We start from the raw sequence: 14,669 nt of genomic DNA on the forward strand, positions 1-14,669 counted from the left end.
ACAAACACCGGCGTTTTTAACGTTGCGTGACTTATCAAGCGTGAAATTGAGGTTGAAATGAGAAAGTACCATACCCGTCGCCACACTTGCAGTGCCCTGATCGCCCCCGTGCTGATCACATTATTGCTGTCTGGCTGCAACAAGGAAAGCGATCCTGCATCAAAAAAAGATGCGGCGGCTGAAGAAGCCAAACTCCCTCTGGTCAGGGATGCTGCCAGTATACGCATTCCAGAATTGTCACCACTGCGCAAGTCGCTGGTGATTGCGCCAGTTGCCGAACAGTCCATAGAGCGGGCGATTGTCATCCCCGGCACGATAGAAATTGATGCCGCCTCATCCATCAAGGTAGTGCCACCGGTGACAGGCCGCATCATTCAGTTAAACAAGCGTCTTGGTGACAATGTCAAAGTCGGCGATGCACTGTTTTCAATCGATTCCGCCGATATCGCCCTGGCTTATAGCGATGCCAATAAAGCGCAGAGCGCCCTGTTGCTGGCAAAGCGCAACCTGCAAAGGCAAAAAGACCTGGTGGATGCGGAAATAGCTGCCCGCAAGGATTTCGAACAGGCCGAGGCTGATTACGCCCAGGCCAATAGCGAAGCCACACGCACGAAAGCACGCCTGACGCAACTGGGCGCAAGCGCTGGCGCCTCTGCCGGTCACCAGTATCAACTGCGCTCACCCATCGCCGGGCGTGTCATTGAGCTGACAGGTGCGCAAGGTGGTTTTTGGAATGACACCAATGCCCCGTTAATGACAGTCGCGGACTTGTCCAGCGTGTGGATGGTGGCCAATATCCAGGAAAAAGACCTGTCACAGGTATTTTTGGGGCAGACAGCGAAAATCACACTGAACGCCTATGACAATGAAAGCTTTGAAGGCAAAGTTCGCTATATCGGCGATGTGCTTGATGCTGATACACGTACCATCAAGGTGCGCATTGCGATTGACAATCATTCTGGCCGCTTCAAGCCTGGCATGTTTGCCAAGGTCAATTTAAGCGGGCAGAAACATCAGTCCCCGGCCATTCCCACCTCAGCTTTGGTGCAGAACGGCTTTAATACCCGCGTTTTCGTGGAAAAATCCCCATGGGTATTTGAACCACGCATCGTCAAGACAGCAGCCCAGGTAGGTGACCAGATTGAAATCCTGTCAGGTCTGAAGGCAGGTGAACGTATTGTCGTCAAAGAGGGAGTACTGCTCAATGATTGAGAATATTGTTAAAACCAGCTTTGCCCGTCGCGGTATCGTCTGGCTGGTGTTTTTCCTGGTTGCCATGTATGGCATCTATTGCTGGAAACAATTACCGCTGGAAGCCTATCCCGATATTGCAGATACCACCTCGCAAGTGGTCACCCAGGTCGCCGGGCTGGCGGCTGAAGAAGTGGAAAAACAGATCACCATCCCGCTGGAACGGGAAATCATGGGCACACCCGGCATGCATGTCATGCGCTCCAAAAGCACTTTTGGCCTGTCGCTGATTACCGTGGTTTTCCAGGACGGCATAGAAGATTACTGGTCACGCCAGCGCCTGCAGGAAAGGATCAGCGCCGTGCCCCTGCCCTATGGTGCGCAGCCCGGCCTTGACCCGCTGACTTCGCCCATAGGTGAAATTTACCGTTACACGCTGGAATCAAAAAGCCGCGACCTGCGTGAATTATCCGAACTCCAGTTCTGGAAAGTCATACCACGCCTGAAGCAGGTTGCCGGGGTGGCTGACGTGACCAATTTTGGTGGTATCACGACACAGTTCATCCTGGATTTTTCACCGGAAAAACTGAATAAATATAACCTGACACTGGCCCAGATCACACAGGCCATCAATGCCAATAATGCCAGTGCCGGCGGCAGTATTCTGACACGTGGACAGCAGGGTTTTGTGGTGCGCGGCATAGGCCTGATCAGCGGTCTTGATGACCTCGGTAATATCGTCATCACACAAAAAAATGGCGTGCCTGTCCTGTTGAAAGACTTGGGCGAAGTCAAACTCGGCAACCAGGAACGTAGCGGCATCCTCGGCAAGAATGACAACCCCGATGCCATCGAAGGCATCACCCTGTTGCTGAAGGGCCAGAACCCATCCAAGGTATTGGAAGGCGTGCATGAGGCCGTGCAGGATCTGAATGCCAATATCCTGCCCAAAGATGTCAAAGTGGTGCCTTATCTTGACCGCACCATGCTGGTAGAAGCAACTTTGCATACGGTAGGCAAGACCCTGCTGGAAGGCATGTTTCTGGTGACGCTGGTGTTACTGCTGTTTCTGGGTAGCCCGCGCGCAGCACTGATCGTTGCGGTCACGATACCCATGTCCTTGTTGACGGCCTTTATTTTCATGCATCACTTCAAGATTCCGGCCAATTTATTGTCCCTGGGCTCGATCGATTTTGGCATCGTTGTCGATGGTGCGATCGTGGTGATGGAACAGATACTGCGCAAGTTTGAAGAAGATGGCGGCAAACCCCTGACGGCCAAAGACGTGATGACGGCAGCGCTGCAGGTCAGCAAGCCTATCTTTTTTGGCATGGTCGTGATCATCACCGCGTATCTGCCATTGTTCATGTTTCAGCGCATAGAGTACAAATTGTTTTCACCCATGGCGTTTGCAATCGGCTTTGCCCTGTTCGGTGCGCTGGTGGTATCGCTGGTACTGATACCCGGGCTGGCTTACCAGGCCTATAAAACACCGCGCAAGGTATTTCATAACCCTGTGCTGGTCAAACTGGCTTCGTTGTACAAGCCGGTACTCGAAAAAGTCGTCAATTCTTCGCGTCTGACGATAGCTGCATTTACTTTTGCGTTCATCGCCGTGATCGGCCTGGGAGCCAGCATAGGCCGTGATTTTCTGCCCACGCTGGATGAAGGCTCGATCTGGTTACAGGTCACCTTGCCGCCTGGCATATCGCTGGAAAAAGCCAGCAGCATGTCGGATGCACTCAGACGTGCGACGCTGGAATTCAAAGAAGTGGCATCCATCGTCTCGCAACTGGGCCGCAATGATGAAGGTACCGATCCCTGGACACCATCCCATATCGAAGTCAGCGTCACCCTGCACCCTTACGACAGCTGGAAATCTGGCTGGAGCAAGCAGGAACTCATAGAACATATGGCCAAACGCTTCGAACAGTTACCTGGCACCCATGTCGGCTTCACGCAGCCCATGATAGATGGTGTACTGGATAAACTGGCCGGTGCACACAGTGACCTGGTGGCCAAGGTATATGGCAATGACTTCAAGGAATCACGCCGTATCGCCAAGGAAGTGGAAAACACGCTGAAGACAGTACCCGGCGCAGAGAACGTCATTATCGAACAGGAGCCGCCCTTGCCGCAGGTGCGCATAGAAGTCGACCGTACCGCATCAGCCCGCTACGGCATTAACGTGGCAGACATCACTGATCTTATTGGCACGGGCATAGGTGGCAAGCCGATTGCACAATTGTTCATCGATGAGCGCCATTACGATATCGGCGTGCGCTTCAGCAAGGAGTCGCGCAGCGACCCCGAAGCACTGGGCAACCTGGTACTGACTTCATCGACGGGCGCCAAAGTGCCACTGGCGCAGGTGGCAACGATACGTCTGGATGATGGTGAAAGCACGATCACGCGTGAAATGGGTAAACGCCACCTGACTGTGGGTCTGGGTTTGAAAGGCCGTGACCTGGCCTCCTTTCTCGATGACGCCAAAGAGCGGGTGGAATCAAAGGTCAAATATGATCATGCGAAATTCCAGATTACCTGGGGTGGTCAGTTTGAGAACCAGCAACGCGCCCAGGCCAGGCTGGCAGTTATCTTGCCGGTCGTGGTGGCATTGATGTTTGTCCTGCTGTTTGGCCAGTTCAGGAATTTGCGCCAGCCGGCTCTCATACTGATGGCAGTACCGCTGGGTGCCCTGGGTGGCTTATGCGCCTTACACCTGCGTGGCATGACCCTGAATGTGTCGAGCGCCGTCGGCTTCATCGCCTTGTTTGGCGTGGCTGTCATGGATGGCATTTTAATGGTGTCAAACCTGAACCGCCTGCGCAGTGAGGGCAAACTGTCACTCAGGGATGTGGTGTTGCGCGGTGCCAGTGAGCGTTTCCGGCCAGTGCTGATGACAGCCACCGTGGCTGCCCTGGGCTTATTGCCTGCGGCAATTGCGCATGGTCTGGGCAGTGATGTACAACGCCCGCTGGCAACGGTCGTGGTGGGTGGGCTGATCACTGCAACGGGTCTGACATTGGTGTGGCTGCCCGGGCTTTATTACCTGATCGAGCACTATATCGAAACCCGCGAACACAAGAATAATACAGTCGCAACGCACCATGCTGACGATACAGCAAGCGCTGTTTAAGGATTAAGTATGCAAAGAATATCTCTACAACCATGTCGTCGCATGGTGATGATTCCATGTCTGATATTGACATCAGTTTTCATGACGCCGGCCTGGGCGCAGTCAAGCCAAAATGGCACTGTCAATTTGCAGCATTATTTGCGCGCTGTTGAAAACAATAGTCTTGATTTGCAGGCGCAGCAGGAACTGGTTTCCAGTGCAAAGGCAGGCATTTCCATCGCTGGTGTCAGGCCAGACCCGCAATTTACCGCAGGTATAGATTCGAAAGAATTGTATGGGCCGAACAAGCCGAATACCGCAACCACCACCACGGCCGGTATCGCCATTACGGTGGAAACAGCGAATAAACGGCAAGCCCGCATCAATGCGGCAGAAAGCAATGTACGCCTGAGCGAGGCGACGGTGTCGGCATTCAAGCGGCAATTGATGGCTGATGCGGCAACCTCATTTATCGAAGCCTGCCGCTCTTCTGCATCGCTGACACGTAAAGAGACCAGCCTGAACGCCTTGCGTGACATCGTGCGCATGAATGAAACGCGCCTGAAGGCCGGTGATATCGGCAAGCTGGAAATGGTGCAGTCCAAGGTCGAAGCTGACCGTTTTGCGGCAGAGGTCAACATCGCCCGTGCCGACACCCAAAATGCGCTTGCTGTTTTATCGAATTTTCTGGGAAAAAAATATGATGATGCTTTTTCCGGACAGAAAATCAATTGCGATATCTTCCAGGCGGAAAAACAAAATAGTCAGGCTGACCCGTTTGACGATATCAATAAACTGATACAACAGGCTTTGGAAAAACGCGAAGACATACAGCTCGCCAGATCGAGTACAGAAAACGCCAGGGACAATATAGAACTGGCGAGGGCAAACCGCTGGATAGATCCGGTGATTAACCTGGGTGTAAAAAATACGCCCAAAGTCAACGCCATTCAAAATGCCAGCGGCATGGTGACCAATTCGCCGGCGGAAAGATCGAATATGCTGGGGCTGACCATTACTGTCCCCATCCCTTTTTCGCGCACACAAAGTGGTGAGTTGACGCAGGCGCAATCTGCGCTGACGCAGGCCAGTCTGCAATTGCGGTCGGTATTGCTGAAAGCGGAAATCGACGTACGCAATACTTATATGCAATACCAGGCAGCACGACAGAACCTGAGCAACTATAAAGAATATGTGCTTGATGATTCTGAACGTCTGTTGCAAGGCGTGCGCACCAGTTACCGCAAAGGTTCGGCTTCGATGCTGGAATTATTGAATGCCCAGCGTAACGCCGATGAAATTTTTCTCGCGTATTTGCAGGCAGAAGCGAATGCGGCAAATGCAAAAATCAAATTACAACAAAGCATCGCTTATTCAGCCCCTTAGATTCTTCAGCACCCTGATCTGATTTAATAAATTGGGTACGAAGCAGAAAACAAAAGGCATGGGCCAGTCAAACTGGCCCATGCCTTTTTTACGACTGACTTTCTTTACGACTGACTACAAGGCTCTAGCTTACGCTGCCTGACGGGCGACCTGAGTTTGTGGATCAACCAGTTGCAGGTTTTCACCATCAATCAGGATACGGCGTGGTTTATAGGCTTCCGGGATTTCGCGGATCAGTTCAATATTGAGCAAACCATTGTCGAGATGGGCGCTAATGACCTTGACATGATCGGCCAGACGGAAACGGTGTTCAAAATCACGGGAAGCAATGCCGCGGTGCAGGAAATTGCGTGCACCTTCAGCCTTTTGTTTGCGGCCTACAATTTTCAATGTATCGCGTTCACTTTCAATTTCCAGTTCACTGCGATCAAAGCCGGCAACTGCCATGCTGATGCTGTATTTGTCTTCACCGATGAGTTCGATGTTGTAAGGTGGATAACTTGGTGCTGCTTCAGCACGTTGTGCATCGTCAAATAATTGTGCCAGACGGTCAAAACCAATGGCGGAACGATACAGGGGAGCAAAGTCAAAATTACGCATGATGATATCCTTTTAAATTTAAGCGATATGTAAAATAGGTATAAAACAGGTACGAAACAGTTTTTTAGCAAACCTCGGTTGAGCATCTGCTGAGTAGAAAATGGGGCTGTCCAAACAAGTTTCAAGGCCTTGAAATTGTCGAATATCATCCCTATATACGTCGATCAACAAAAAATTATCAAGGACACCAGTGGCCAAGCTTTACTTCAGATATTCGGCAATGAATGCCGGAAAATCCACCGCTCTCCTGCAAGTTGCCCACAACTATGAAGAGCAGGGGCAAAAGGTGCTTTTATATACGGCGGCCATTGATAACCGCTATGGCGCAGGCAAAGTCACTTCGCGTCTGGGGCCACAGCGTCAGGCCGAAGTGTTTGATGCCGATTTCGATTTCCTGGCAGAAACGCCGAAAGTCAGTTGCGTCTTGCTCGATGAAGCACAATTTTTGACTGCGGAGCAAGTCAAACAATTGCATCAACTGGCGCAGGTACGCGGTGTACCCGTCATTTGCTATGGCTTGCGCAGTGATTTTCTTGGCGAACCATTTACAGGTTCGGCGTATTTACTGGCGCTGGCAGATGATATTGAAGAATTGAAGAACATCTGCGCCTGCGGGAAAAAAGCGACAATGAATATTCGTGTCGATGAAAAAGGCACGCGCATGAAAAGTGGTGAGCAGATTGATATCGGTGGAAATGAAAGATATCAGCATGTCTGTGGCCGCTGCTTTTATTCGGAATAAGCAGGCAAAAATCCATGGTGCATAGGCAGATCAACACTGATCTGCCTATGCTTTTTTTTACCAAATCGCTATCTCGCCATACTGATCACAGTACTTTCAGGAATTCTGTCAGATCTGTAATTTCCTGGGGCGTCAAACCAATATTGAAACGCTTGTCGTAAAACTTCACCAGGTCAGTCAGGTCTGTTGTGCCGCCATTATGGAAATACGGTGAACGTGATTCTATGGCACGCAGGCTGGGCACCTTGAAGCGGCCTATATCTTTCCATTTCCCGGTTGCCATGGCAACGCCTGGATCGGTGGTTTCCATGACTTCGCCGGTCAGTTTATTTTTCAGGGTATACAGTGGCATATCAGGTGTACGCAAGCTGGCATCTGCGATACCCGTATTGAAAAACCGTGGTACAGAATGTGAACCGACATTCGGTGCACTATGACAACTGGTGCAGGTAGCACGCTGCAAGGGCACGCGCAACTCATCATTGAAGCCACTGACACCGGTGATGGCAAACGGCCTGGTATTAAAAATCTGCTCACCCCGCGCTATCGATGCCCTGGCAACATTGATTGCTGTTGGTGGCTGTGGTGCAGGTGGGGCACCGCGCCCCGGGCCGGGTGGGTTTGGCGGGTTTGGCGGTGTTGGCCGATCCAGGCCGCGCCAGCTGGTGAACATATTCATGACATTGCGATTGAAGGCTGCACCAGTCAGGTAATCGCCAGAATCAAGATCATTGATACCAAAATAAAAATCATTTTTTGCCAGTTCAGCCGGCCCGCCCTTGGCACCGAGGTCGGTGAGATTACCTGCGACACTGCTGGTAATTTGCGCAGTGAACAAGGTTTTTTCAAAATCAACAATACTGCGCTGCTCCGCCGCAGTCAGACCCTGTGCTGCCTGCGCATGACCGGTCACTGCACTGTTGGACTGATGCAGCAAATTGAAATCCGTACTGGCGAAACATTGCAATGGCCGGCTATTGCGCAGGCAGAGACTGGATTTCGCATCGGTAAAAGTTTCACGTCCATCCCACATCACGGTACTGAGAAATTTAACATTCGTCGTCGGCAAAGGACGACGGAACAGGGACAGTTCCTTGGCACTGGCATAACCGTAAGGATCATCCACTTTCAGTAAAGTAAACTCTGCATCTGCCGGCACGGGCATGCCTACCCGTATTACGCCCCTGGTCAACAACATGCTATAAGCCAGACGTTTCTGATCTACCGTGGCAACCAATGCGGCCGGTGAGTTAGCACCGTCATTGAGACGAAAAATAGGGTCTTCACCATTCGACTGCGTGAAGCGGTCCTGTATATTGGGTGGGCGTACACTCCAGCCCTGGCTTTCCTGATGACAGGTGGCGCAGCTGCGGCCATTTCCCATTGCCTTGAAAAAGGGATTGCTTTTGTCAATGGCGCCTGTCGTACTGACTGTCAGCACGCTGCCTTCTTCATTTGCAATCGGAACCAGGGAAGGCAAATCTGTTGGCGGTGGCGCGCCTGGCGTATTGCTGACAGTTACAACGAGTGCTGCTGCCGGTGGTGCTGCCGGCGCACTGGTGGTAGTGCCTTGTGTTGCCTGGCTGCTGTCCCCGCCTCCACATGCGCTCAAGCCCATGATGGTTGCGGCAAGCACGGAAACCTGCACTCTCCCTAAGGACGTTTGTAATCTTTTTTTCATTTGAAATCTCCCCGGTTTTAATGCGTTGTCCGCAAAGGCTCGTGTTGAGCTTGATGACAGGATGCCGCCGGAATGTGGAGAAAAAATGGAGATTGGAAATTTTTCAGAATTGCCGGGATTGTTATAATCACTATCAGAATTCCAGGAAAAAATTCATGATTTCTCCATAATTCACTTGCATAATGGAGCATTCGGAATATTCCGGTCAGTGACCAAACCCACCATGATTTTTGTCATCATCCAGAGTAAGCACCTATGCGCCTGACCATCGCCCGCAAGCTGGCTGTGGCGATTACGGCAATAGTCATCCTGAGCATAGGCACCATGGCATGGGTGACCAGTCAAAACCTGAAGAGCGGGTTTATCGCTTATTTGAGTGATCTGGAAAAACAGGATCTGGAAAGACTGAGCAAACTGCTGGCAGAAGATTACCGGCAATATGGTAATTTTGACCGTTTCCAGAGTAACCGTGGTTCCATGCGCACGCTGCTGGACCAGTTGCGTAACAGGCCACGTCCGGCGGAAGAAGACCCTGAGGCACCTCCACCGCCACCTCCACGCCGTGAAGATGGTACACAGGCTGACAGGCCGCCGCCACCGCCGCGCCGTTCGCGCGCAGCACAAGACCCGCCACCAAGGCCACAAGGCCAGGCAGCGCGTGATGTACCGCCAGAACAAAGACCACCTGTTGATCCCATGGGTTTTGGCCAGCGTTTATCGCTGATAGACAAAGACGGCCACGCCCTGATCGGGCCGGCAGATGCACCGGGTGGCAGCATACAGGCCATCATGCTCGATACGACCAGAGTCGGCACCTTGCGCCTGGCCCCGCTTAGGCAAATATCGAATGCCAGCGGCATGGATTTTGTCACGCTGCAAATCCGGCATACCTTATGGCTGGCGATTGCATTGATCTTTATCGCCGTCGCGTTTTCGCTGTGGCTGGCGCGGCATTTGTTACGGCCATTAAAGTCACTGCACAGGGTAACGGCGCGTGTATCGAAGGGCCAGTTCCAGGCGCGTGCAGAAGTGATTACCCAGGATGAGCTGGGCGACCTGGCAAAAGACATTAATGCGATGGCAGAAACCCTGGAAAAAAATGAAAAACAAAGAAGCAAGATGCTGGCCGATGTGTCGCATGAATTGCGTACACCGCTGACCGTGATTCTGGGTGAAATAGAAGCCTTGCTGGATGGCGTACGCCCTACTACCCCTGCGGCACTGGAATCTCTGCATGTTGAAGTCATCCACCTCAACAAACTGGTCGATGACATCCGCCAGCTGACACTGGCTGACGCGGGTGACTTGCATTACAACTTCCAGACCATCGACTTGCTCGCCCTTTTTCGTGAATTATTGCAGCGCTTTCAATTGCGCATCGGCCAGGCAAATTTGCAGTTGCAAAGCCAGCTTCCCGACACACCATTATGGATACGGGCAGATAGCGGACGCCTCACTCAGGTCATCAGCAATTTGCTGGAAAACAGCGTACGCTACACCGATGCTGGCGGCCAATTACTGTGCAGCCTGAAACGCAACGGTGCTTTGGCAGAGCTGAGCATAGAAGACAGTGCGCCTGGCGTACCCGCGGGCGCTCATGCCTTGCTATTTGACCGCCTGTACCGCGTTGACAGCGCACGCAGCCGCGAAAGTGGTGGCAGCGGGCTGGGCTTGTCTATCTGTAAAATCTTCATTGAAGCGCATGAGGGACGCATCAGTGCCTTGCCTTCCGGGCTGGGCGGTATCACGATATTGATACAATTGCCATGTGCACCAGGGCCTGTTGAATAGGAGCCAGCGATGGAAGCAAGCACGCGCATACTGATCGTTGAAGATGACCTGAAAATAGCAGCTTTATTGAAAGATTATCTGATTGCTGCCGGCTACCTGGTAGCGCATGAAGTCAATGGACGCGTAGCGCTGGAACAGATACGCAAAAACCTTCCTGACCTGATCCTGCTCGACCTGATGCTGCCAGAACTGGATGGCATCAGCATCTGCCAGGAAGTGCGCAAGTTCAGCCAGGTACCCATCATCATACTGACCGCCAAGGTCGATGAGATAGACCGTTTGCTGGGGCTGGAAACCGGTGCAGATGACTATGTCTGCAAACCCTTCAGCCCGCGCGAAGTGGTGGCACGCACCAAAGTGCATTTACGACGCAGTTCTGGCAAACCGCTGTCTACCGAACTGCCACGCTTTTTTATCGACAGGGAACAGTTACGCATACTGGTTGATGCCCATCCCCTGAGCCTGACGCCGGTAGAATTTCGCCTGCTGTCCGAATTCATCATGCACCCTGAACGGGTTTTTTCACGCCAGCAATTGCTGGATTTTGCGCATGAAGACCAGCGCGATATCAATGACAGGACTGTCGATTCGCATATCAAGAATATCCGCAAGAAAATACAGGCTCGCCTGCCAGGCAATGAATGCCTGCATTCTGTCTACGGCGTAGGGTATCGTTTTGAATTGCCGTTATAAACGAGGCGATGTGGCTTGAGCATTCGGGCTGTTGATTGCACCAGTTGAATGCCGATAGTGTTCAGATGGCAAATGCTGCCTGCGGCCATGCAGCATCTGCCTTTCAGCGCAAGTAGTTCAGGACCTGGCTTTATAGAAGTTGTAGACCGCTTTATACGGTACACGCTGTTCAGCACCTACCTGGTATTGTGAACAACCTGTCAGTGGTGCCTTGCCGCCCAGCGTCAACACGCGCTGTATGCTGGTGACTTTGGAAAAGACACCTGAACCGGCATTCGACTTGGCCTTTAACAGCAACCAGGGAATGGCATTGGCATCCGGGCCATCATTTTTCGCGACCACTTCACCGACCACCTTGCTGCCATCATTCGCTTCCCAGGTCGGGCCAGCATAGTGCCTGCCGGTTTTAGCACCGGCCTGATTATTCAACTCTGCCTCTGGTGCGCGGAATACCCATTCAAATTTGTTGGCTTCGTCTTTCTTCGCCTTGCACTCATAAATCTGCACGCCAGTAGCAGGCATTTCCAGCGCAAACACCTGGTCTGCCGGTACTTTCAGGTTTTCTGGTGCAGTCACGGTCGGACTGAGCTGGGAAGTGGCACAAGCGGATAACACCGCCGTAGCGGCCAGGACAGTGACGAGAGCCGGGTTCTTCATGTTACGACCTTTCAAAATTCAAATTTCTATAGAGCAAGTTAGCCAAGGATTGAGGGCGGTAAGATTTTAGCAATCCCTGAATAGCTTGCCAAAATACTTACTTTATCTTACATCTTATCCATCGTCTTGTGCTGTGCCCATATACTTAGGTATGCGTATAAAAGCCAAGAATCGTCTCACTGGCAGCGATGTGAGAACGTTCTGAGAACGTATAACAACAATACCCGCCAGCCACCTGCCAAAGCACGACGAGTGCATCCATGTGACAATGCGGGTAATACACTCTTTTACCTGCGGATTCAACATGAATACGATGATCCGGCTCTCATGACGAATAAAAACCAGCCTGCATCTCCGAAAACCAAGTTAGTGACCAGACAGGTGGGTGCACTGCACCCACGTAATCGTCATCACGGCCGTTATGATTTTTCCACATTGATACAGGCGGAACCTTCATTGGCCCACCTGATCATCACGAATCCTGATGGCGGGGCAAGCATCGATTTTGCTGATCCAGTCGCCGTCAAGACCCTGAATAAAGCCTTGCTGCATGCCAGCTATGGCATACGGGATTGGGATATTCCCTCTGAAAATCTTTGCCCGCCCGTGCCTGGCCGCGTTGATTATCTGCATTATCTGGCTGATTTGCTGGCTGGCAGTAACCAGGGGCGCGTGCCCGGTGCCGGCAAAGTCAGCGCACTGGACATAGGCACAGGCGCCAGTTGTATCTATCCACTGCTGGGCGCCAGCGAATATGGCTGGCAGTTCATCGCCAGTGACATCAATGCTGCCTCGATTGCCAATGCCGAAGCAATTCTGGCGCGCAACCCGCAGTTGCAAGCGCACATCAGCCTGCGTTTGCAAACCACTGCCAGTGCTATTTTTAAAGGTATAGTCGGGCCGGATGATTGGTTTGATTTCAGCATGTGCAACCCGCCATTTCATCAATCACTGGCAGAAGCCAGGGCTGGCAGCTTGCGCAAGTGGGAAAACCTGAACAATGCCAATGCGAATGCCAGCGCCGCAAGTGCACCTTTGCTGAACTTCAGTGGCCACGATGCCGAGTTGTGGTGTGAAGGCGGCGAGCAGGCGTTTATAGCGAAAATGATTGCTGAGAGCGCGCAGATTAGCACGAAAGTTTTATGGTTTTCCACACTGGTATCAAAGTCAGCCAGTTTGCCGGGTATTTACGCCGGCTTGAAGCAGGTCAAGGTCAGTGATCATAAAACCATTATCATGAGCCAGGGGCAAAAACAGAGCCGTCTGGTTGCCTGGACTTTCTTAAACGCAACGCAGCAAAGCGCCTGGGCCAAATTACGTTGGTCAAATGGCAAGAGATGATGGTGCCCGTGAGGAAATATCACCGTGGTCATGCATATAATCTTCACTATGCAAGCATGGCCTGGCTTACAATCTCGTTCGTCGTCTGGAATGAAGGTCCTGGAAGGTCAAAATTCGCCAGACCGGTTGCCAGCATGAGCATCGCGTGATTTACTTTTGAGCAAAATGTGTCAAGGATAACAATGAAACGTGTAGATGATTTCCGCCTGAAACTGGGCAAAGATGAGCTGGTTCCGATTATGGTGGGTGGCATGGGTGTGGATATCTCCACAGCCGAGCTGGCCCTGGTTGCTGCACGTCTGGGTGGTGTTGGTCATATCTCCGATGCCATGGTGCAAGATGTTTCCGACCGCCGTTTCGATACCAGCTTCGTCAAGGAAAAAACCAAATTCTACAAATACAATATCGCCAATTCTGACAAAACCGATATCAAGTTCAACCTCGATCAACTGGCAGAAGCAACCCGCCTGCATGTAGGCAAGACCATGGAAGCCAAGCAGGGCACAGGCATGATCTTCGTCAATTGCATGGAAAAACTGACGATGAATGCGCCGCGCGAAACCTTGAAGGTGCGCCTGGAATCATCACTGGATGCCGGTATTGACGGCATCACCATGAGCGCCGGCCTGCATCTGGGTTCGTTTGGCCTGATCGCTGATCATCCACGCTTTCGCGATGCCAAGCTGGGTATCATCGTGTCGTCGGTACGTGCACTGCAATTATTCCTGCGCAAGAATTCACGCCTGAACCGCCTGCCTGACTATGTGATCGTCGAAGGCCCGCTAGCCGGCGGACATCTGGGTTTTGGCGCAGACTGGGCAGAATTTGACCTGCAAACCATCATCACGGAAATCGTCCAGTATCTGAAGACAGAAAACCTTGATATCCCGCTGATTGCAGCTGGCGGCATCTTTACCGGCAGCGATGCCGTATCCTTTTTGGAAAACGGCGCGTCTGGTGTACAGGTGGCCACCCGCTTTACTGTCACCAATGAGTGCGGTTTGCCTGCCAAAGTCAAACAGGAATATTTCAAGGCCAGTGAAGATGATATCGAGGTCAATAATATTTCCCCGACCGGTTACCCGATGCGCATGTTGAAGAACACGCCGGCCATTGGCGACGGCATACGCCCTGGCTGCGAATCCTATGGATACCTGCTGGATGGCAATGGCAATTGCGCATACATCACTTCCTACAACCGCGAAGTCGCCGCCCATCCGGACGCAAAAAAAATATCGGTCATGGACAAGACTTGCCTGTGCACGCACATGCGCAATTTCAATTGCTGGACTTGTGGCCATATGACCTATCGCCTGAAAGACACCACCCGCAAACTGGCTGATGGCACTTATGAATTATTGAGCGCCGAGCATGTCTTCCGCGATTATCAGTTCAGTGTTGATCATCAGATTGCACTGCCGGTATAAGTAAATCCAGATACAGCAAAACGCCGCAATTGCTCATCAGCA

The 14,669-nt window shown here is 51.9% G+C and carries 11 protein-coding genes; 8 read left to right on the plus strand and 3 right to left on the minus strand.

Annotated elements, in window-relative coordinates; all coding sequences use genetic code 11:
- Nucleotides 1–57 precede the first annotated feature (57 nt).
- The 3 genes from ACO0LH_RS04255 (at nucleotide 58) to ACO0LH_RS04265 (ending at nucleotide 5,695) form a co-directional block, all read left to right on the plus strand.
- The gene (locus tag ACO0LH_RS04255; RefSeq protein ID WP_422939787.1) at nucleotides 58–1,212 is read left to right on the plus strand and encodes an efflux RND transporter periplasmic adaptor subunit; all 1,155 of its coding nucleotides are present in this window, start codon (nucleotides 58–60) and stop codon (nucleotides 1,210–1,212) included.
- Entirely contained in the window at nucleotides 1,205–4,330 is a 3,126-nt protein-coding gene (locus ACO0LH_RS04260; protein ID WP_422939788.1) for an efflux RND transporter permease subunit, read from the plus strand. Before ACO0LH_RS04255 ends, ACO0LH_RS04260 begins: the two co-directional genes overlap by 8 nt.
- A gap of 81 nt (nucleotides 4,331–4,411) precedes the next feature.
- Nucleotides 4,412–5,695 (plus strand): TolC family protein, encoded by a 1,284-nt coding sequence (locus ACO0LH_RS04265; RefSeq protein WP_422939789.1) that lies wholly within the window; start codon nucleotides 4,412–4,414, stop codon nucleotides 5,693–5,695.
- A gap of 129 nt (nucleotides 5,696–5,824) precedes the next feature.
- Here ACO0LH_RS04265 and ACO0LH_RS04270 read toward each other — a convergent pair whose 3' ends face one another.
- Nucleotides 5,825–6,295, minus strand: a complete 471-nt coding sequence (locus ACO0LH_RS04270) for an Hsp20 family protein (protein WP_422939790.1) — start codon at nucleotides 6,293–6,295, stop codon at nucleotides 5,825–5,827.
- Between the two features lie 190 nt (nucleotides 6,296–6,485).
- Between ACO0LH_RS04270 and ACO0LH_RS04275 the strand changes: the two genes are divergently transcribed.
- Nucleotides 6,486–7,037 (plus strand): thymidine kinase, encoded by a 552-nt coding sequence (locus ACO0LH_RS04275; RefSeq protein WP_422939791.1) that lies wholly within the window; start codon nucleotides 6,486–6,488, stop codon nucleotides 7,035–7,037.
- 85 nt (nucleotides 7,038–7,122) lie between these two features.
- Here ACO0LH_RS04275 and ACO0LH_RS04280 read toward each other — a convergent pair whose 3' ends face one another.
- On the minus strand, nucleotides 7,123–8,718 hold the full coding sequence (locus ACO0LH_RS04280; protein ID WP_422939792.1) for a cytochrome C: 1,596 nt from the start codon (nucleotides 8,716–8,718) through the stop codon (nucleotides 7,123–7,125).
- A gap of 255 nt (nucleotides 8,719–8,973) precedes the next feature.
- Here ACO0LH_RS04280 and ACO0LH_RS04285 point away from each other — a divergent pair, with 255 nt between their 5' ends.
- Both ACO0LH_RS04285 and ACO0LH_RS04290 read left to right on the plus strand, forming a co-directional pair.
- Nucleotides 8,974–10,509, plus strand: a complete 1,536-nt coding sequence (locus ACO0LH_RS04285) for an ATP-binding protein (RefSeq protein WP_422939793.1) — start codon at nucleotides 8,974–8,976, stop codon at nucleotides 10,507–10,509.
- A gap of 9 nt (nucleotides 10,510–10,518) precedes the next feature.
- On the plus strand, nucleotides 10,519–11,202 hold the full coding sequence (locus ACO0LH_RS04290) for a response regulator (RefSeq protein WP_422939794.1): 684 nt from the start codon (nucleotides 10,519–10,521) through the stop codon (nucleotides 11,200–11,202).
- Nucleotides 11,203–11,319: 117 nt separating this feature from the next.
- On the opposite strand, the gene ACO0LH_RS04295 is transcribed toward ACO0LH_RS04290, so the two are convergent.
- Nucleotides 11,320–11,859, minus strand: coding sequence for a DUF3455 domain-containing protein (locus ACO0LH_RS04295; RefSeq protein ID WP_422939795.1), 540 nt, complete (start codon nucleotides 11,857–11,859; stop codon nucleotides 11,320–11,322).
- 327 nt (nucleotides 11,860–12,186) lie between these two features.
- Between ACO0LH_RS04295 and rlmF the strand changes: the two genes are divergently transcribed.
- Nucleotides 12,187–13,200: a 23S rRNA (adenine(1618)-N(6))-methyltransferase RlmF gene (rlmF, locus tag ACO0LH_RS04300; protein ID WP_422939796.1), complete on the plus strand. Its 1,014-nt coding sequence runs from the start codon at nucleotides 12,187–12,189 to the stop codon at nucleotides 13,198–13,200.
- Between the two features lie 182 nt (nucleotides 13,201–13,382).
- Nucleotides 13,383–14,627: a nitronate monooxygenase gene (locus tag ACO0LH_RS04305; protein WP_422939797.1), complete on the plus strand. Its 1,245-nt coding sequence runs from the start codon at nucleotides 13,383–13,385 to the stop codon at nucleotides 14,625–14,627.
- The last annotated feature ends 42 nt before the right edge of the window (nucleotides 14,628–14,669 follow it).

This window comes from Undibacterium sp. TJN19 (genome assembly GCF_049339485.1).
Classification (GTDB): Bacteria; Pseudomonadota; Gammaproteobacteria; order Burkholderiales; family Burkholderiaceae_D; genus Undibacterium.

Coding starts and splice junctions, on each gene's coding strand:
- ACO0LH_RS04255 (WP_422939787.1), top strand. CDS start 58: ATGAGAAAGTACCATACCCGTCGCCACACTTGCAGTGCCCTGATCGCC.
- ACO0LH_RS04260 (WP_422939788.1), top strand. CDS start 1,205: ATGATTGAGAATATTGTTAAAACCAGCTTTGCCCGTCGCGGTATCGTC.
- ACO0LH_RS04265 (WP_422939789.1), top strand. CDS start 4,412: ATGACGCCGGCCTGGGCGCAGTCAAGCCAAAATGGCACTGTCAATTTG.
- ACO0LH_RS04270 (WP_422939790.1), bottom strand. CDS start 6,295: ATGCGTAATTTTGACTTTGCTCCCCTGTATCGTTCCGCCATTGGTTTT.
- ACO0LH_RS04280 (WP_422939792.1), bottom strand. CDS start 8,718: ATGAAAAAAAGATTACAAACGTCCTTAGGGAGAGTGCAGGTTTCCGTG.
- ACO0LH_RS04285 (WP_422939793.1), top strand. CDS start 8,974: ATGCGCCTGACCATCGCCCGCAAGCTGGCTGTGGCGATTACGGCAATA.
- ACO0LH_RS04290 (WP_422939794.1), top strand. CDS start 10,519: ATGGAAGCAAGCACGCGCATACTGATCGTTGAAGATGACCTGAAAATA.
- ACO0LH_RS04295 (WP_422939795.1), bottom strand. CDS start 11,859: ATGAAGAACCCGGCTCTCGTCACTGTCCTGGCCGCTACGGCGGTGTTA.
- rlmF (WP_422939796.1), top strand. CDS start 12,187: ATGACGAATAAAAACCAGCCTGCATCTCCGAAAACCAAGTTAGTGACC.
- ACO0LH_RS04305 (WP_422939797.1), top strand. CDS start 13,383: ATGAAACGTGTAGATGATTTCCGCCTGAAACTGGGCAAAGATGAGCTG.